This is a genomic window from Alterotamlana spongicola (assembly GCF_035818475.1).
Taxonomy (GTDB): domain Bacteria; phylum Bacteroidota; class Bacteroidia; order Flavobacteriales; family Flavobacteriaceae; genus Cognatitamlana.
This window is the reverse complement of sequence record NZ_JAYMGV010000001.1, coordinates 715,748-733,770: the sequence shown is the minus strand read 5'-3', so window position 1 is coordinate 733,770 and position 18,023 is coordinate 715,748. Positions and strand designations below refer to the sequence as shown.

Sequence of the window (18,023 nt, the reverse complement as noted above, 5' to 3'; positions counted from 1 at the left end):
CTACCTTAAAGAATATTGAAGGTTCTATGTTCTTATATTGCAAAGTATTGTGGCTAATAGTCATCTTTTTTAAAAATTCTTTTAGTTAATTTTATCATTTTTCAAATTATTGGCAATGGTTGGTGTAAGGATAGTTACGTGATTAAGCAACTAACTTAGTAAAAATGGAATAAACCAGAAAAAAATCTGCAGGATTTTCGTAAGTAGGCTTGCACTAGCAATAAATTATATACGTCTTAAGTTTACAATCAGTTAAATTAGATAGATTAAATCAGAAAGGACAAAAGAGAGAAATAAGGTTAGTTTATATAGTGAAGCTTTTGACTTCGACAACATTGATCATTTTCATTTATACTAAATAATTCTCTGTCTTTTGTTGACAATAGCTAAATAATACAAAATTAGCAACAAAGCCTAAAACTGTTTAAAGTGCATAAGAAAAACAATGTGCAACGTAAGGCATCAGGTCTAAAAACCGGTCATAGTAACTAAACTAATTTCTGTCGTATATTTCGTATTAATTCATTAGATTAGTAGGGTGTTTTAATAGGAGAATATCATGTTGCTTCTCAATACTTAATCTATTTAAACCTAGATAATGATGACATTAACAATAAAAGACGAAACAGCTTCTGGAGACATTCTTAATGAGATAAGAATCAAAATAGAAAACGAAAGAACCACACTAAAGGATATAATTACCGCTCGTGTTTTATCTGAAGTTAAATCATATAATGAGAATAAACCTGAAATTTTTAAAGGTTTAATTCAACCAAGTGATGCTGAAAGAACATTAAATGGGTTCAGAGTTAAAAAAAGAAAAGTTATAGATGGAGAACAGCAAGTTTATGTTGCTTTAGATGCTTTTCTTAAAAACGGCTATTTTGTAATTGTTGATGATGAGCAAATTACAGATTATGATGAGGAAATACTTGTAAGCACAGACACCAAAATCAGTTTTTTGAAATTAACACCATTAGTTGGAGGTTAAGAATATGAATGATTTTTTTAAAAGAATGTTTGGGCACCTAGCTAAAGAAACCCAAAAGGAAACATCAGTAGATAAGGAAGTTCAATTATTTATAAATGATTTTGTTAATGAAGCTATAGATACAAAGGAAGGCTATACAATAAAACTAAGCACCCTTGAGTATTATAAAATGCTTAAAACAAAACCTGTTGGTTTTAAAAAGGATGTTGTTCGTCTTTTAATTTATTACAAAAATATTGGATATAGGGGCATCAATAATTCATGGGTTAAAGAATCGTATTATGTAAAAGATGTATTTTCAAAATTAGTTAGTTTATTGATGCGTTCGTCAGACGTAATCTTTGATGAAGATGAATTGTTGCAATTAAGCAAGGAGTTGTCAGCTAAAAAGAAAGATTATTTTTATACATCCGAATGGCCAATCATTCCTTTTTTAAGCAAAGTAGAAAAACTGGCTAAAAATACTACACTGACTCCAAAGTTAAAGCAAAGCCTTGATCATATTCAGAGGTTAGTTTCTAATCAAAGATATGTTTATGCTGATGAGACTAAAGTTTTAAACAGAATCAAACTTATTAAAGAAGGTCCAAAACAGTTCTCTATTAGTAGTAGTGATAAGCTGGGTAAAGCTATTTTAAGTACTACAAAAGCATTTAACGGAGAAAAGCAAGAAGCATTTATTTTGTTGTTAAATCATTTTTCTAAAGGACGAGAAAAAAGCGCGCCAACAAAGGCATGGTTGAAAGATGCTAAAAGCGAAATAGAATTAATTGGGAAAGAATTCTTGGTAACCAGTTTTATTTCATGGATAGGTTTGATAATACAAATACTAAAGGATATTCATAAAGATAAATCGTATGAGTTTACATTTGCTTCCGATGAAAATATTCAATTGTTACGTTCCTCTATTTGGATGAGTTCATTGTTGAATGATAAAGATTTAAATCAAGCCGTAGAAGACTTAGGTTTATGGAGTTTTAAAAAATTATCAGGTCATGGTGCGGTTAGTGTTAAGTTAGGCAATGCCTGTATATATGCATTTTCTAAACTACCTTATAAGCATGGAGTTTCAAGATTGACAAAGTTTAGAATGAAGATTAAGTATCCATCTGTACAATCACTAATTACTAAGGCAATTGTTAGAGTTGCAGAGGCAGAAGGCAAGACAATGGACGAAATTGAAGAGCTTGCTGTTCAGGATTTTAAATTAAATTATGATTATCAACTAATTCAAAATTTTAATGTTTACAAAGGCATAATAACAATTGTTGACAGTAGTACGGTAACCTTATTATGGGAAAATGAAAAAGGTAAGCAAATTAAAACAGTTCCTAAATATGTAAGAGATAATTTCCCGACAGAATTAAGAGTATTCAAAAAGCAGGTAAAGGATATTCAAACTAACCTAAGCGCACAGAGGAATAGGATAGAAAAAATATTTTTAGGAAAACGACAATGGACTTTTTTACAATGGAAAGAGCTGTACTTAGAAAATAAATTGTTAGCATTTTTTGGAACTAAACTTATATGGAATTTTACCAAAGACAATAAAACAATAAGTGCTATTTATTATAAAGGAAAGTTTGTCGATACTCATGGAGCTGTAAATATTGATTTTAAGAAATCTATAGTGGAATTATGGCACCCTGTTACTGCCACTGTGAAAGAAGTAGAGTTATGGAGAGCATGGTTACTTGAGAATCAAGTAAAACAACCTTTCAAGCAAGCCCACCGAGAAGTATATATAGTTACAGATGCTGAAAAAACAACAAACTCATATTCTAATAGGTATGCAGCACATATAATCAGACAGCACATTTTTAATGCCCTTTGTAGAGAAAGAGGATGGCGTTATCAACTTCAAGGACAATGGGATTCTCATAATATTCCAACACTATACATTCCATCATGGAAATACAGAATAGAGTTTTGGACAGAAACAGAAGGTGTGCATGATTCGGCTAACGAAATGGGTATATTTAATTATCTACAAACTGATCAAGTTCGGTTTTATGATGAATTTAATCAAGTTAATATGATTGATGTTCCATCTATAGTTTTTTCTGAATGTATGCGAGATGTTGATTTGTTTGTTGGAGTTACTAGTATTGGAGCAGACCCAAATTGGCGAGATGGTGGAGAAGAAAGATATCAAGGCTATTGGATAAGTTTTTCTTTTGGGGAACTAGCTACAAGTGGTTTAGAAAGAAAAGCATTACTTGAAAATTTAATACCAAAACTCCAAATAAAAGAACAATGCAGCTTCGAAGGAAATTTTCTTGTTGTAAAAGGTAAACTTAGAATTTACAAAATTCATATGGGTAGTGGCAATATTTTAATGAAACCAAATGACCAATATTTATGTATTGTTGCAGATAGAAAAAAAGAACAAAATGTGTTTTTGCCTTTTGAAGGGGACTCAACATTATCTACCATATTAAGTAAGGCATTTATGTTGGCGAATGATGATAAAATTAAGGACAAGACAATAACGAGTCAAATTGAAAGGCATTAAACACCTCTACATTTCAAATCAAGAAAAGCTCGAAAATATTGCTAAAAAATATGGAACAAACACTAATTTTTTTAAGAGCTTAGAAAGCACTTATATATCTGACTTAATTCAAGAGGTTCGAGTCAAAGTAAAAAAAGTAAATGTACACGGAGATATTACATTTAAAGAGCTTTCAGAAGGTGAACAACAATTGCTGACTGTATTAGGGCTATTGCGTTTCACCAAAGAAGATGAATCATTAATCCTCCTTGATGAGCCTGACACTCACCTAAACCCTTTATGGAAATGGAAATACATGAATTTATTGGAAGAATATTCAGGAAAAGATGATTCTAGCCAAATTTTGATGACTACTCATGATCCATTAGTTATTGGTGGATTAACTAAAGAGGAAATTAGAATATTTCAATCTATTAAGAAAGAAGATAAAGATGGGAAAGAGTATCAACATATAGAAACTTTTGAACCTGATTTTGATCCAAAAGGATTGGGAGTTGCTGGAATCTTAACAAGTGAGTTTTTTAACTTACCTAGTACATTAGATGAAGATACACTAGAAGATTTGAATGAGCGTAACCGTTTAGTCACTAAAAAGGATAATACTGGTCTGAATGATGTTGAAAGAGAACAGTTAAATGAACTCTTCTTAAAACTTAGCGATCTTGGAATTAATACAACAGATAGAGATCCAATGTATCAAAAATTTATAAGCGCCATTAGTCAAAGAGAAGAATTTCAAGTTCAAAAAGTATCTAAAGAAGATAGAGCTAAACAAAACCAAATTGCTCTTGAAATATTAGACGAATTGTTTAATGAAAAAGATAATGAATGAGATATATCGATTTAGAAAATAACCCCCCAGATCAAAACTGGATTGATAGAGCAGATGCGCTAACTCTGCAACTTACTCAGGCCGCTGACAAAGCTGCTCGCGACGCCATTATTGATGCTAATCAAAATATGTGGGCAGAATTAAAAAACCATTTAAGAGGGTTAAGTCTCAATAAATGTTGGTATTCAGAATCTAAAAATGATAGTGCACATTGTCATGTAGATCATTTTAGACCAAAAAAAGAAGCAATAGATGAAAATGGAGATGACAAAGGGGGTTATTGGTGGTTAGCTTTCGAATGGTTGAATTATAGGTATTCGGCTCCTGTTGAAAACATTAGAAAAAAGGCTTACTTCCATGTAAATGCTAATAAGGCGAATACGCCTGCCGACTCAATAGAGAATGAAGATATTCGATTTCTAGATCCTACAGAAATTCAAGACCCTGATAAGTTAGCTTACACAAATGAGGGGCTAGTAACACCAAAATCTACTGTAATAACTGAAAGAAATTTTATTCAAGCAGAGTATACAATTAGGAGAATGAATTTGAATAAACAAGAAATGAAAGATACTAGGAAAGATAAATATTCAAAAACGATATTATTAATTAAATCTACAGACAAATTGGTGCAATTACAAAATGCAAATATTTGCATGGCTAGAAAACAAAAAATAGCAGCTCAAATGAAAGAGTTATTAGCTCTAGCTTCTTCAAAGTCTGAATATTCGGCAGCTGTGAAATTTTGTATGAGAAGCTCTGGCTTAATATGGGTTGATAATTTATTGTCAAGAGCAGCTTAGTACTTATTAGCTAAGCTGAATTATTGATTTTTTTATAAAGGATTTAAAACAATTCATTATATATATCATACAAACATCAAAAACAAAAAATCCATAATCATTTTAAAATTAATGAATAAGGATTCTTTGATACAATTATAATAGAAGGCTAATCAATAAGTAACTGCGTAACTTTAGCGGTATTTGTAGCCCATTTAATATCATAAGCTTCATCAGCATTTTCCATATCTGAAATTATTTCTAACCCTTGAGCTTCTGCTTTAAGAGTCAAAAGGTTACCAATATTTAATTTACTATTCAATTTATTTAACAAAGCTTCGACAGCTATAGTATCTAAATTTTGCACCACTTGACCGCCAAAAGCCATCTCTAACCAAACAATCTCTCTACTCTTAACATCAAGAACACCAAATACTAATCCTTTGGTCATTTTTTGGGTTATTCTAACTTGATGCTGTACACAAGAAGGGTCATAAGCAACTCCAGTTTTAGGTGAAATCTTCATAGGGTATTTACTATCCATCCATCCAACAACTAAGTTAGGAGAAAGACTTCCATTTGTATAAGCATTACAAGTAAAACTAACATACTTAGCGCCTCTATATTCCAACTCGTCAAGGTTGATATCGATATATTCTGCTGTACCAATCATATGTGGAATTCTTTGAATATCTCCACTATGCTTGCAGCCTGCAATTACTAATTGAGAATATGAACAAAAATCTGTTGAGGTTTCATATGCTACTCTACAGCTTAAATCCATATCTAAATGTTGAGCAGGTAATCCTTCTCCCCATTGCAAAAACAATCTAACCGTATTTCCTTCAACTGTAAATCGTGTTCCCATTAATGCTGAAGGTAAATCTTGAACGGATTCACTTCTATCTCCTATAGACATTGGAATATTAAACAGTCCCTCATCAATATAGATAGTTTTGTTCTTATTTTCCATGCTAGAAAACCTTTTCTTTATCACATCTAGACATAAATCCTCAATTTTAGATTGCATCTCCTTTAAGTGATCTTCCTCATAAAGTTTCAAAAACTTGTTTGCTGTCACTCTCTTATTAGTTCCTCCTAAAGGCTTTACATTTCGAGTAGCATTCTTGTCAAAATAAGTTTGTGCATACATACTTAATGTAAAAACCAATCTAGCAGGAATATTATCAATGATTTCCGAAAAGTGTTTTAAGGTAATATCTTCTCCAAACCACAACATATTTGAGAATAATGAACGAGCAAATAAACCTGGTCTTTGCTTTAATAACTTGAACGTGTTTTCAGAATCACTTTTCAACCTAAAGTGATTGATCTTACCTTGCCATACTTCATAGTTTTCATTATAGAAAACATCTAATAGTTTAGCTAAATTTTCAAATCCTTTTCGCTTACTATATTCTGCTAAACGTAATGCTCTAATAAAACGAACCCACATACCGCGCTTTGGATGCATAATTTCACAGGATTTCTCTGCTGGTGAGTCTAAATTATTTAACCAAGTGGCAACTCTTTTGCAGTCTTTTCTTGAGTACTTTAATTTCAAATCTGCTTTAGATTGTAATCTAGCACTTCCACTACGATCTGCTGGGTTGAATATGTTATGATGGTTTTTTGAGATTCTATTAATTATAGTTTTTGGTTCTATAATTTGAAGAAACCCTGTGTGTTTGTACCACAAATACCTTAAAATATCACTCGGGTTCTTGAAAAGAATTTGAGCTTCATCACTCCTGTCATGCTCAACTAAACCATCAATTACTAACATTGATGTTTCTTTGATGCCAATTTCTAAATCATTTGGTAAATCAAACTCTTTCAAAAGTGTTTTTAAACTTTCTGTTTGAGTAGTATCTAATGCGGTTTTTGACTTTAATAAATCAACATAAAATTGATTTAAGTCGTTATCATTCCATAGTTCTAAAACCTTTAACTTACTTCCTTGATTTTGGTATTCAATGCTTCCAAATTCGAAAGGAGTTCCGCAAAAAGGACAACCGTTATATCTTTCAAGAGGAAAAGTTCCGTGAGGAATTATATGTCCGCAGTCTAACTTTGTCCCTTTTTTAGTTTGAAAAATGTTTCCAAAAAGTGTGATTATGTGATCTAAAACTGTTTCACCTGTTGGGATATTCCACTCTTTAACAAGTGGAGTCCAATTCTTATTGACACCAGTTATTTCCTTTAGAATTTCTAATAATTCTAATTTATCTTTTGGATTTACATTGTTTAGAGTATGCAATAATTCTTCCGAAAATGTAAATCCTAATTTTGAAGCATTCACAACTAAAGCAGATGTAGTTTCATTTATAGATTTAATATTATTAACAACAATGTCATGAGGGATATATATTGCATTTTGTCTAATACTTACTTTAAGTAAATCTTTTTTCATTTCATTCATTTTTTAAAGTTAATAAATTAGGTAATCTTGTTTCTATGTCTACCTTAAAGAGTTTTGAAGTAAGAAACAATTGACCTAATTTTTAAATGGTAATCAATAAACTATTTCAACCAAAGCCTCTCTTTCGAGAAGTCAGGACTCGAACCTGATTAGAAGTAAGTTTACCTTGACCTTTTGTGTCTCTTGCCAGATTCGAACTGGCACTTTCGTCTAAACGAACAGATCGGCTCTAAATGCGCTTCCCTACTTTGAATCTTGTTCATTTCGGTGCTTCTGCAAATTCTATTTATTAGCAGGCACGCCGCTAACAACATCTTCCAATCACTCCGTGGCTACGATCAACGGTCTTTTACCACAGCACTTCCTTTTATGCTAAAGAGACTTTTGTGGGGCAGGTGGGAATCGAACCCACGACACGGGCGTTATGAGCGCAGAAGTAAGCCTATATTGACCAAATTTCTTTGTGTATTTTTCACCGAATAACTCTGAATTGACAAGGTAATTTATAAACTAACCTGCTCTAACCATCTGAGCTACTGCCCCTTTTTTTTATTAGGTAATTATAAAAGTTTGTCTTAAATGGTTGCTTGAAGTAACTTCTATTTGACCTAATGTATATTTTAAAGAACGTTTTATCTTATTGACGATTCAAATATTTAACTGAACTACGCATTGATTTTGCGTAGTAAATATTATTTCGAAATCTAGTAGGAATAGCAAGATTCGAACTCGCATCTTCGGGGTCGTAACCCAATGTTTTATCCATTAAACTATACTCCTAAATTGTGGAACAAACAGGAATCGAACCTGTATCTTCGGATTTTCAGTCCGTTGCATTGACCAACTTTGCTATTGTTCCATTTTGGGTGACTTCGGGATTCGAACCCTGTTCTTCTCATTCACAGTGAGATGTTTTACCAAATAAACTAAAGACACCATATTTTGAAAACCCGATAGGACTCGAACCTATACCTCAGGAGTCAAATTCCTGTATGCTCACCATTTACATCACGGGTCTATGTACTCCACCTTGGATTCGAACCAAGACTACACGGGGCTTAAACCCGATGCCTCTTCCAGTTGGGCTAGTGGAGCATAGTATGGGGAGAGAGATTCGAACTCTCAGATTCCTGATTCTAAGTCAGGTGCGTTTGCCATTTTCGCCATCCCCACATTTAATATCTGTATTCCGTAGGGGAATCGAACCTGCGACCTCTCGCGTCCAAGGCGAGTAAACAACCACCGTTATCTTCCCAGATATGCAGTACTGACGGGATTCGAACCCGCAACTTTCCGAGAGACAGTCGGATGCACTAGCCATTGTGCTACAGTACTATTTGTGGAAGTGGTAGGACTCGAACCTACAAGCTCCGAAGAGACCAGATTTACAGTCTGGAGAGCCAACCAATTGCTCAACACTTCCATAATTTGAGACAAGGATGAGATTCGAACTCATAGATAACGGATTTGCAGTCCGTCGCCTTAACCATTCAGCCACCTTGTCTTTCTTTTTGCGGAGAGCAAAGGAATCGAACCTTCACCACTTTAACATGGACTTGATTAGCAGTCAAGCGTAACAAACCAGTATTTACCTACTCTCCAATGCGGAAGGAGTGGGAGTCGAACCCACACGAGTCGTTATCTCCGAACGGTTTTCAAGACCGTGGCCACCACCTATTGGCTTGTCCTTCCTAATTCTTACTCATAAAAAAAGCACCTCTTTTCGGGAGGTGCTTTACTTGTTATTGTTTTAAAATTATATCAATTCATAACATAAGTATTCTCCCAAAATCTAAATTTACATTGCTCATAACTATGAAACAGCTCTAAGCTCTTCGGCGAGCGAAGACAGAAATCTGATGATAAAATATGTTGTAAATAAAGTTTCATTATTATATTATTCTGTTATTGTTTTTTAACGTTGCAAATATGAAATCAATTTTTGAATTACACAAGAAAAAATTAATTTAATTTATTGATAATCAATTAGTTATGCTTATTCTAAGCAATAGAATTCCTGTCCGTATAACTACGGATAATGAACATTTTACACAACAGCCTGTCTCTCAATTGTTTTCTGTTTCAATTCTCTATTTTACCTTTTTCTAACTCTTAAACATTATTTTAAAAATTTCCATAAAAAAAGCGCCCAGTTTAATTGGACGCTTATAATTTATAATGATTTATGGTCAATAATATCTTCAATTACTTCTAAAAATCACATAGCGTCCTAATCGCTCACTATATTCAGAGCGAAAATCATAGAGACAAAACTCTATTTGTTGACTGTTATGTAATCTTTGCGGTATCATTTGTTTTACAAATATGCTGTTTTTATTTTATTGTACAAATATCTAATACAACTACGCATTCTTTTTACTTTTTTTTCGCTTCTTCGATTTCTTAGATGGTTTTTGTTTTTTATCTAATTTCATCTTCTTTTCTATGCGTTTTTGTTCATCTATCATAAAATCGAAATAATGATCATTATAACAGTGCTTTTTTGCTTCTTTTAAATCTTCCAAACAAGCCTTATAATTCCCTAATGTTTCTTCAATATATGATGAAAGCCAATTGAGTTGAGCTTTATCAATGGTTTTTACAGTTTGCGCAAAGGTTATTAGTTTACTTGCCCGATCTATCTTGTTATTCCAGATTAGGTGTTTTATGTACATTGGGTAGACATCTTCATAATTAGTATCGATAGCAATTACTTTATCAAAACATTCAAATGCTTTATCTGGCATTGATAAATGCTTTGTATAGATTTCCCCCAATAGGCAAAGTGAAGCACAATGATTTTCGTCATATGAAAGTGCATAGTTTAAAGCTTCACAGACTTCTTCCCAATCACTACAAAACCCACCTGTTGCTGCTTTTGCTTTTAAATAGTAACTGTCTGCTAATGTTAATCCCATTTTTGTTGTCTTAAATTGTTTTTAGATTCTTGTCGTTTCGACTTATAACTTTTATTTACTTTCTGCGTTTTAAAATCGCTTCCCTTGAATACACGGATAGGGTTTCCTCTTTCTAAATTGAGATGATTTCCCCATTGATTCTGAACAGACATTTTTAACTGTTCATTATTATATTTATCTACCTTTTCTTGCAATCGTTTTAAAGCTATTTTTTTATTTTGATGCTGTGATCTACTATCCATTACCAAAACTTGCATACCTGTTTTTGAGTGGGTTGCCCTTACAGCTGAACTTACTTTATTTACATGCTGTCCTCCAGCTCCTGAACTTCTTATGGCTTGAAATTTTATTTCGTTTTCTTTTAAGAATGTTTCTTTAGTTGCTTCAATTTCATATACTCCTATAAACCAATTTTTACGCTTTTGAAATTTACGAAATGATGATTTCCCTATCCATTGTATAGTACCCAACCAGTCTTTTAAAAAAGATTCTAATTCCTTTCCTTGTAATTGAATAGTTGCAGATTGTAGTGTTCCGTTTTCAGTACCATGTTCTCTTTGTAAAAGCACATATTTTATTTTAGCTTTTTTTATATCTTCAATGAGATACTTTAAAACTTGGGCTACAACCCAACAACATTCAACTGGCCCTCTGCCTGATGTTATCTGTATTGTTTTTGTTTTCATTTTAAAGGGTTTTTTGATAACAATGCATTTCCTACTGGATTTTTACCTTGCTCTAATAATTTTACTGCCGCTTTTACAGCCCAACATTTATCGCTTGAATGGATATTTGAATAATAGCCTAATAAAGTCTTAGGCTCTACTATAGTCCATCCATTAACAGTAATAGTTTCTACAGAGGCAGATTCGAAAAAATCAATAGTGATTCGAATCTGTTTACCACTTTCTAACCAGTCTGTTTTTTCATAGCGTCTAAAATTTTCTTGACTCGGTAAATAATCATATCGTGTCCATACTTTTTGAAACCCTTGTTCTAAAAGAACTCTCATAACTTGCGGTACTCGTTTAGGATTAACAAATATGTCAATATCCTTATGGTCATGCGCATGCTTATATTCTTTATGATTAGACTCCGACATAAAATGCCAAGCCCAACCTCCAGAAATTATAATCCATTGTTTTAATTGTTCTAATATTTTTAAGCCATGCTCTATTCTATAATCTGGCCATAGCTCTCCATATCTTTTTATATTGTGATTTGCTCCCATAATTTTTTTATTTATCCATTCTCACAATTTTTGGTGTAAATGTTCCCAATACTTCTACCAATTCTTGTTGATTATTCATTACTTTTTTGATATCCTTATAAGCCATCGGTGCTTCATCTACACCTCCTCCAATAAGTGTAACATCATGTATTTTTAATTGCTGCTTTACATCACTTTTAGTGAATTTCTCTTTACACTTTCTGCGTGAATGTAAGCGTCCTGCACCATGAGAAGCAGAGTTTAAACTCTCATCATTCCCCAAGCCTCTAACAATAAACCCCGGTGCAGTCATAGAACCAGGAATGATTCCTAACTCACCACTTGAAGCAGGTGTTGCTCCTTTGCGATGTACAATACATTCTTTTCCGTTTACCGTTTCTTTCCAAGCAAAATTGTGATGATTCTCAATTTTTGCAACTGCTTTAGAACCTAACAACTTGCCTATACGGTGATGAATATCATCATGACATGCCTTTGCGTAATCGCCTGCTAAATTCATTGCCAACCAATATTCTTGTCCATCATGAGTGTTTAAATCTAACCATGCCAAATGCTGAACATTCTTTGGTAATGGACATTGTTTGGTTGCCATATAGGTGTAATGTTTTGCAATGTTAGCACCTAATCCTCTTGAGCCGCTATGTGATAAAACACCAATATATTCGCCTACATTTAGATTCCATTCATTATTAATATCTGTAATAGTCACCTTTCCAAATTCCACAAAATGATTACCTCCTCCTGACGTACCTAATTGTTTAAACGCTTTCACTTTAAGCCTTTTTAACAAAGGGATGTCTTTAAATTCTTGCCTTTCAAAAATCTCATGATCATGTTTTTTGTCATGTGTTTCATACATTCCAAATTTGGTGTGATTAGACAAGATGTTCTCCAGTTGATGCTGCTTTCCTTTAAGGTAAGATGCTTTCATTGGGTAGATAGTTAAACACATTCTACAGCCAATATCTACACCAACACCATATGGGATTACTGCATTTTCTGTAGCCAAAACACCACCTATTGGTAATCCATATCCTGTATGTGCATCTGGCATTAAAGCTCCTGAAACAGCAATTGGTAATTTTAAAGCATCATACAACTGATACTTTGCTTGCTCATCAATCTCGTTTTCTCCATAAATGGTGAAAGGCGCTCTTGTATTTTTCAATTTGTGGAATTTAACTTCAACTGGTTTTACTAAGCCTTCAGCTACTTTTCCCCAAATGGCGTTGCCTTGAAATTTTTCAGGATTTAGCAATACCTCTTTCGCTTCTTCCAAGATGCGTTCTTTCTTTTCTCTTTTTCTATATCTATTTATTTGCCCTAAAGCAATATTGATACTATTATTTTTTGGGAAGCCTAATTTTATTAAGTCTTTCCCTTTTAGTTTATTTCCCATAATATGTTTTCGTTTAAGATGTCCTCAATAGCATATTTTTTAAGGCTTTTAAGGGCTCTTTCTGTTTTTAACTTTTCCTTTTTTCGATCGGATAGATTCCAGTATTCTTTCCATCTATTAAGTTTTTGGTCTGCTTCATAATAACCACTTTTTAAAAGCTGTTGTTCTAACAAAGCAGATTCACTTTCTAATAGTGGATCAATACGTTTTGAATGCGTTATATAGGCTCTTGTATATTTGATTCTATAAGCCCCTTTTGGTATTCTTATATAGAATCTAAGCTTTAATTTTTTGCGTTCATTCTTATAATAGAATGGTGTACACATGCATTGTGCTCTAAAACTTAGTTTGTTAAACTGCCTCTTGCTTATAGTTGGGAAATCTTTATAGATAAGATATTTTGAGGTTTGATGCAGCCACTTTTTCTGTGCTTCTTCTTTTGTTCTGCCCCAAAATATTTTTTCTATCTTATCATATACTTCTAAAATAGCTGCTTTATTCTTGTAGCGCTCTACTTTATGAGTAATTATAATTTCTTTAAACCAACCGTGACGAATGGGTTTTTTTAACTCTATATATCCCAATCCTCGCATTTCTTTCCAGACTTCAGAACGTCGTTTCCAAATTCGACGCACTTCTTTTTCTCTTTTTTCTTTGAGATGCTTTGGCTTCAATTATCATATTTTAATCTTTACTATTGGTTTCGTGAAGATTTATGTATAGCCAAAATATGGCGTACAAAAAAGTCCGAAACTTTTTGGCTTCGGACTCTTTTAATATGATAGATGTAATCTATTAATAAGGAAAGTAGTCTCGAAGCAGATGCACAAAAGAACCTAGTTCTCTCTGCATTATATTATGTAGTTTGATAAATAACATCATTACTTCGTTTTATAATTGTTTTGCGCTTTATTGCGATGCAAACCTATAACGCTTTTTTAAATTACGCAAGAAAAAATAAAATTTATTTAATTGATAATCAGTAAGTTATGATATTATTAGACAATAGAATTCCTGTCCGTATTATACAGATAACAGCTATTTTTCATAACTGTTTGTTCGGCTGATATTTAGCTTTAAACTCACATTTTTCAAATCAGAAAAAAAATTATAAAAAAAACGTCCAATTTCTTGGACGCCTTTTAGATTTTATATCTTTTTAAAGTTTTTACCTATTTCATATACAACAGAAATAGCTTTTCAGCATCCTTTTTATGTTTAATTAATATACTATTCATAGGTCTAAACTTTGTTTTATTTGTAACTGTTGAGTGCAAAGATGTCATTATTTTTTAATTTCTGAAAGGAATTATAAAAAATTCACTTCGACCTTATCCCATATTTCTCTCATATATAGAGTAATTGAAAAGACATTTTCAGTGTCTTTTTCTTCTAATAAACTCCAATACTTGATAATTGAAAAGTGTAAAAAGCATTCTTTTTCTAGAATGGTTCTACAAACTTCCCAAAGCTCTTTCATTTCAATATCCGCCTCAGAAATACCATCATCAAATGAGGAAACTATCAAGCCCATCAGGGTAAATTTGTCATCATCATTGTCTAATTCAGTTTGATAAATTTTGAGAAAATCTGACAATCTTCTTGAATCAGATACTGTGAATTCCCAATCTTGCATTGATTCTTCCCAGTATAAGCCTAAACGACCAGATAACATTCTTTCAGAAACTCCATTTGGATATCTTATATATTGCTCTTCAATTTTCATTCTTTAATTACTATAATAGTTATTCCTAATTTCAATTAAAAGATTATTTATTTTATTTAAGTCTGGTCTTTCAGGTAAATTAGAAGTAGCATATAATTCCTCTAATTCTAATTTTCGTTCTTCTGCCCAACTTACTAATTCATCGTACTCGAATTTACCTTTCTTAATGTCTAATAGAAAGGCTCTATCCGAACGTCTTACATTAATGATATTTTCGGCAGCTATTTCCTTAGCCATATGTAATAATCGAAACGTATGCATCATATTTTTAGAATCATAATTCTTACTATGTGATACAGTAGTTTTATAGCGTTCTTCATTGCGTTTGTCTACCCAATCCCAGTATTCTTTATATTTTTTGCAATAAGTTGAATATCCATCTTTATTAAAAAACAACATACCTATGGCAGCTTCTCCCTTTGGAATAGAGCTTAATGCAATGTCGTTAGCTCTATCACTTTTAGTAATGCCTTTATAAGGAATCTCTAGGCTGTAATATAAATTGTTGCAATCTTTTAAGTGTGCAATATTTGCTACTCCACAATTTTCCTGTTTTATATTTTTCATATCTAAGAACACCTTTAAGGAGATAGACTTTCCATGTTCGTATACAAAACAAAAATCCAATACTGATTTGCGCTCTTTTTCAACTGGATTAACAATTTTCTTTTCTAAACCTCTAGCTTTTTTTATTTGAGCATAGGCATAATTAGCAAATGATTTTTCACATTGTTTAGACAGAAAATAGTCAAGCTTTATTCCATCAAAAATAGGATGCTTATAAAGCACGCATTCTTCTGGTACGTTTAACAATTCTAAGATATTAGGATTGTTTTTTGAACAGAGTTCAATAAATTTTCGCAATTCATAATATACAATATCATTAGATTCATTATTCACCTGACCTACATAATCCAAAGAATAAAAGCTCTCTTTTGGAAGAATGAACACACCTCTTATATCAGTATCTGATCTAGGTGTGTCCAATCCATAAGCTCTACTTCCACTTATACATTCAAAAATGATATGTCCAGATTCTTTCAGTTCTTCTATAGTCATGTTATTGTTTTTAAAAAGAATTCATTGAATTCCTCTGGATTAGGTTTTTTATTAATTAAATCATTTTTGACGCTATTATTCTCTTCGGCAATTTGCTTTACCAATTCAATTAAACTGGCATCAACTGGTTCATTACTTTTTTCTATATGCTTACTTTTTAAAAGAATCAATTCATCTAAAGTTGAATGATAATTATTATCAATTAATGGATATAATTCTCGAAACAAAACTGGAGGTATTGTTTTCTTTTCATAAACCCATTTAGCACATAGAGCTGTTCGAATAGCATAAAAGAAGCTTTTCAAGGTCATTTTATCTGAACCTAATGTTTCTTCAAATCCTTTATTCATACTATGATAGTGATAAAATCCAGAAACTGGATTGAAGTTATTCATAGCCAAACTTTTTATATCAGTCAAAAAAGCAGCATCTTCTCTATAGACTATAGGTGAAAATAACCACCCTAAAAAAGAAGCATTAGATTTTGCTAACAGCTTGAACGCTTTTCGTATATCCCAACCTGAACCATCTAAATCATCTTCAGTCATAAACTGAATGGAATCCTTTTGTTCCCAAAGATTTAAATACCAATCCTTTTTGTGTTTGTAAACAAATCGAATATCATAGTCGGAATCTGGTGAAGCAAAGCCCCAAGCTCTACTTCCAGACTCTACAGCGAATAAGATTTCTATATTCTTATCTCGTTCTATTTCTTGTAGTTTATTTAGTATTTCTTTTCTCATTATTTCTATTTCTTCTTTTTTTCCAAGGAGCATTCTTCAACCAATCTCCTGCCATAATGCACCCGTAAGGTAATACTTCATCAATGACTTTTCCTAAACCAAACTCTTCCATCTGATTTCTTACGGTTTCAGCATTTTTATACGCACTTGGCAACTCGGTAATGTCAATTTCTTCAGAGAAAAATCTAACATCTAACCCTTTAGTTTCTTCATTAAAAATCTCTTGAAATGTTCCTGTTTTACTTTTTCTATGTTGTGTTCTACTCACATTTCTACCTGCTCCATGTGGTGCAAAACCTAAATTATTTTTTGTTGTTTCACCTTCCACGATTAAAACTGGTTCAGACATATTTAATGGAATCAATCTTGGCCCTGTAATATCTGGCATAAACTTTTTGTCAAGAGGCGTTGCACCTTTAGCGTGGTAAAACAAATCCCCATCTTTAAACACAAAATTATGTTCATTCCAAAATCTATTTTCTTTCTCAATTCCTAACTTTTCTAAAGTAGCATCATGGATTACTTCATGGTTTTTCTTTGTCCATTTTCTAATAATCTGTAATGCCTCCCAATATTGTCCACCTTCTTCTGTATCAAAAGGAATCCAAGCATTTTGTTTTAATGTGTCTGGAGATAATTCTTTTCTGAACCTCTCTGCTACTTTCATTCCTTTAGAGTATAAATTAGCTCCAAATCCTCTACTTCCATGATGAGTAACCATCATAGTATTTCCAGTATTTTTAGATTTACCAACAAATAAAAAATGGTTTCCATCTCCTTGAGTCCCTAAATGAGACCTCGCTGCCGAAATGCATTTTTGATCATTTAAAAAGTAATTAGCCTCAATCTCTGCTAGTAAATCCATAGGGAATCTAAACTGAGAATTTCTATCTCTTCCACCTGGTCCAAAATGCGTAATACTATGAGCTGCATCTAGAACATCTTTTGGATCAGCTTTTCCAAAGTCTGTAAGCATAACCGAACAGCAAATATCAGCACTATGCATACCGGGATGAATTGCGTTTTTTGCTACAGCAACACCACCTACTGGAATAGTTCCATTACCTCCCGTAGGACATGCGTCTGGCATAATTGACCCATTAACTAGTGTTGGTGTCTTCATTAAAGTTTTCATCGTTTCAACTACCGAGTTAACATTTGTTTCTTCTAATTCGTTTTCTGCTTTAATGTTAATTGAGAATGGAACTGCATTTTTATGCAAGTCAATTGGGTCAGGAGATTTAAACTGTTCTAAATATTTTTTTAAAGCATCACCTTCTAATTGATTTTCATTAATATGACTTAATGCTTCTTTAAACCACTTTCTTGATCTAAACCCCATTTCAATTAATGTATGTCCTGTAATGTTTGTTTTATTTTCCATTTCTAATTTGATTTAAACTCC

General features: G+C 32.5%; 14 protein-coding genes and 11 tRNA genes. 4 read left to right on the top strand and 21 right to left on the bottom strand.

The window, feature by feature from the left end; translation table 11 throughout:
- The first annotated feature begins 598 nt into the window (after positions 1-598).
- From VOI54_RS03170 to VOI54_RS03155, 4 genes are read left to right on the top strand one after another with little or no spacing between them, the layout of a single operon-like run.
- The gene (locus VOI54_RS03170) at positions 599-991 is read left to right on the top strand and encodes a hypothetical protein (RefSeq protein ID WP_326281268.1); all 393 of its coding nucleotides are present in this window, start codon (positions 599-601) and stop codon (positions 989-991) included.
- Between the two features lie 4 nt (positions 992-995).
- Positions 996-3,506, top strand: a complete 2,511-nt coding sequence (locus tag VOI54_RS03165; protein WP_326281267.1) for a DUF4132 domain-containing protein — start codon at positions 996-998, stop codon at positions 3,504-3,506.
- A complete protein-coding gene (locus VOI54_RS03160) occupies positions 3,493-4,338 on the top strand; it encodes an AAA family ATPase (RefSeq protein ID WP_326281266.1) in 846 nt (281 codons plus the stop codon). The genes VOI54_RS03165 and VOI54_RS03160 overlap by 14 nt, the downstream gene beginning before the upstream one ends.
- The gene (locus tag VOI54_RS03155) at positions 4,335-5,141 is read left to right on the top strand and encodes an HNH endonuclease family protein (protein WP_326281265.1); all 807 of its coding nucleotides are present in this window, start codon (positions 4,335-4,337) and stop codon (positions 5,139-5,141) included. Before VOI54_RS03160 ends, VOI54_RS03155 begins: the two co-directional genes overlap by 4 nt.
- 148 nt (positions 5,142-5,289) lie before the next feature.
- On the opposite strand, the gene VOI54_RS03150 is transcribed toward VOI54_RS03155, so the two are convergent.
- The 21 genes from VOI54_RS03150 to VOI54_RS03050 form a co-directional block, all read right to left on the bottom strand.
- On the bottom strand, positions 5,290-7,533 hold the full coding sequence (locus VOI54_RS03150; RefSeq protein WP_326281264.1) for a hypothetical protein: 2,244 nt from the start codon (positions 7,531-7,533) through the stop codon (positions 5,290-5,292).
- Positions 7,534-8,250: 717 nt separating this feature from the next.
- Positions 8,251-8,322: transfer RNA gene (locus VOI54_RS03145), tRNA-Arg, on the bottom strand.
- Between the two features lie 6 nt (positions 8,323-8,328).
- Positions 8,329-8,401 (bottom strand) — tRNA-Phe (locus tag VOI54_RS03140).
- Positions 8,402-8,406: 5 nt separating this feature from the next.
- A tRNA-His gene (locus tag VOI54_RS03135) sits at positions 8,407-8,479 on the bottom strand.
- 8 nt (positions 8,480-8,487) lie between these two features.
- A tRNA-Gln gene (locus VOI54_RS03130) sits at positions 8,488-8,560 on the bottom strand.
- A gap of 3 nt (positions 8,561-8,563) precedes the next feature.
- A tRNA-Leu gene (locus VOI54_RS03125) sits at positions 8,564-8,637 on the bottom strand.
- 4 nt (positions 8,638-8,641) lie between these two features.
- Positions 8,642-8,715: transfer RNA gene (locus VOI54_RS03120), tRNA-Leu, on the bottom strand.
- Between the two features lie 89 nt (positions 8,716-8,804).
- A tRNA-Asp gene (locus VOI54_RS03115) sits at positions 8,805-8,877 on the bottom strand.
- A 5-nt stretch (positions 8,878-8,882) separates the two neighbouring features.
- Positions 8,883-8,965, bottom strand: a tRNA-Tyr gene (locus tag VOI54_RS03110).
- A gap of 8 nt (positions 8,966-8,973) precedes the next feature.
- Positions 8,974-9,046 (bottom strand) — tRNA-Cys (locus tag VOI54_RS03105).
- A 10-nt stretch (positions 9,047-9,056) separates the two neighbouring features.
- Positions 9,057-9,143, bottom strand: a tRNA-Ser gene (locus VOI54_RS03100).
- 4 nt (positions 9,144-9,147) lie between these two features.
- A tRNA-Ser gene (locus VOI54_RS03095) sits at positions 9,148-9,234 on the bottom strand.
- A 671-nt stretch (positions 9,235-9,905) separates the two neighbouring features.
- Entirely contained in the window at positions 9,906-10,460 is a 555-nt protein-coding gene (locus VOI54_RS03090) for a tetratricopeptide repeat protein (RefSeq protein WP_326281263.1), read from the bottom strand.
- Positions 10,451-11,146: a peptide chain release factor H gene (prfH, locus tag VOI54_RS03085; protein WP_326281262.1), complete on the bottom strand. Its 696-nt coding sequence runs from the start codon at positions 11,144-11,146 to the stop codon at positions 10,451-10,453. Before prfH ends, VOI54_RS03090 begins: the two co-directional genes overlap by 10 nt.
- A complete protein-coding gene (locus tag VOI54_RS03080; protein WP_326281261.1) occupies positions 11,143-11,691 on the bottom strand; it encodes a hypothetical protein in 549 nt (182 codons plus the stop codon). Before VOI54_RS03080 ends, prfH begins: the two co-directional genes overlap by 4 nt.
- Positions 11,692-11,698: 7 nt before the next feature.
- On the bottom strand, positions 11,699-13,090 hold the full coding sequence (locus tag VOI54_RS03075) for an RtcB family protein (protein ID WP_326281260.1): 1,392 nt from the start codon (positions 13,088-13,090) through the stop codon (positions 11,699-11,701).
- On the bottom strand, positions 13,075-13,764 hold the full coding sequence (locus tag VOI54_RS03070) for a hypothetical protein (protein ID WP_326281259.1): 690 nt from the start codon (positions 13,762-13,764) through the stop codon (positions 13,075-13,077). The genes VOI54_RS03075 and VOI54_RS03070 overlap by 16 nt, the downstream gene beginning before the upstream one ends.
- Before the next feature lie 635 nt (positions 13,765-14,399).
- Positions 14,400-14,816: a hypothetical protein gene (locus VOI54_RS03065; protein WP_326281258.1), complete on the bottom strand. Its 417-nt coding sequence runs from the start codon at positions 14,814-14,816 to the stop codon at positions 14,400-14,402.
- Between the two features lie 3 nt (positions 14,817-14,819).
- A complete protein-coding gene (locus VOI54_RS03060; RefSeq protein ID WP_326281257.1) occupies positions 14,820-15,875 on the bottom strand; it encodes a nucleotidyltransferase domain-containing protein in 1,056 nt (351 codons plus the stop codon).
- Complete coding sequence (locus VOI54_RS03055) at positions 15,872-16,618, bottom strand: nucleotidyltransferase domain-containing protein (RefSeq protein WP_326281256.1); 747 nt, start codon at positions 16,616-16,618, stop codon at positions 15,872-15,874. Before VOI54_RS03055 ends, VOI54_RS03060 begins: the two co-directional genes overlap by 4 nt.
- Positions 16,596-18,002 carry an RtcB family protein gene (locus VOI54_RS03050; RefSeq protein ID WP_326281255.1) on the bottom strand — a complete coding sequence of 469 codons (1,407 nt, stop codon included), beginning with the start codon at positions 18,000-18,002 and terminating at the stop codon, positions 16,596-16,598. The genes VOI54_RS03055 and VOI54_RS03050 overlap by 23 nt, the downstream gene beginning before the upstream one ends.
- Positions 18,003-18,023: the final 21 nt, after the last annotated feature.

What these genes read in the sequence shown, in the direction of transcription:
- VOI54_RS03170 (WP_326281268.1), top strand. Translation starts at nt 599, where the DNA reads ATGATGACATTAACAATAAAAGACGAAACAGCTTCTGGAGACATTCTT.
- VOI54_RS03165 (WP_326281267.1), top strand. Translation starts at nt 996, where the DNA reads ATGAATGATTTTTTTAAAAGAATGTTTGGGCACCTAGCTAAAGAAACC.
- VOI54_RS03155 (WP_326281265.1), top strand. Translation starts at nt 4,335, where the DNA reads ATGAGATATATCGATTTAGAAAATAACCCCCCAGATCAAAACTGGATT.
- VOI54_RS03150 (WP_326281264.1), bottom strand. Translation starts at nt 7,533, where the DNA reads ATGAAAAAAGATTTACTTAAAGTAAGTATTAGACAAAATGCAATATAT.
- VOI54_RS03090 (WP_326281263.1), bottom strand. Translation starts at nt 10,460, where the DNA reads ATGGGATTAACATTAGCAGACAGTTACTATTTAAAAGCAAAAGCAGCA.
- prfH (WP_326281262.1), bottom strand. Translation starts at nt 11,146, where the DNA reads ATGAAAACAAAAACAATACAGATAACATCAGGCAGAGGGCCAGTTGAA.
- VOI54_RS03080 (WP_326281261.1), bottom strand. Translation starts at nt 11,691, where the DNA reads ATGGGAGCAAATCACAATATAAAAAGATATGGAGAGCTATGGCCAGAT.
- VOI54_RS03075 (WP_326281260.1), bottom strand. Translation starts at nt 13,090, where the DNA reads ATGGGAAATAAACTAAAAGGGAAAGACTTAATAAAATTAGGCTTCCCA.
- VOI54_RS03065 (WP_326281258.1), bottom strand. Translation starts at nt 14,816, where the DNA reads ATGAAAATTGAAGAGCAATATATAAGATATCCAAATGGAGTTTCTGAA.
- VOI54_RS03060 (WP_326281257.1), bottom strand. Translation starts at nt 15,875, where the DNA reads ATGACTATAGAAGAACTGAAAGAATCTGGACATATCATTTTTGAATGT.
- VOI54_RS03055 (WP_326281256.1), bottom strand. Translation starts at nt 16,618, where the DNA reads ATGAGAAAAGAAATACTAAATAAACTACAAGAAATAGAACGAGATAAG.
- VOI54_RS03050 (WP_326281255.1), bottom strand. Translation starts at nt 18,002, where the DNA reads ATGGAAAATAAAACAAACATTACAGGACATACATTAATTGAAATGGGG.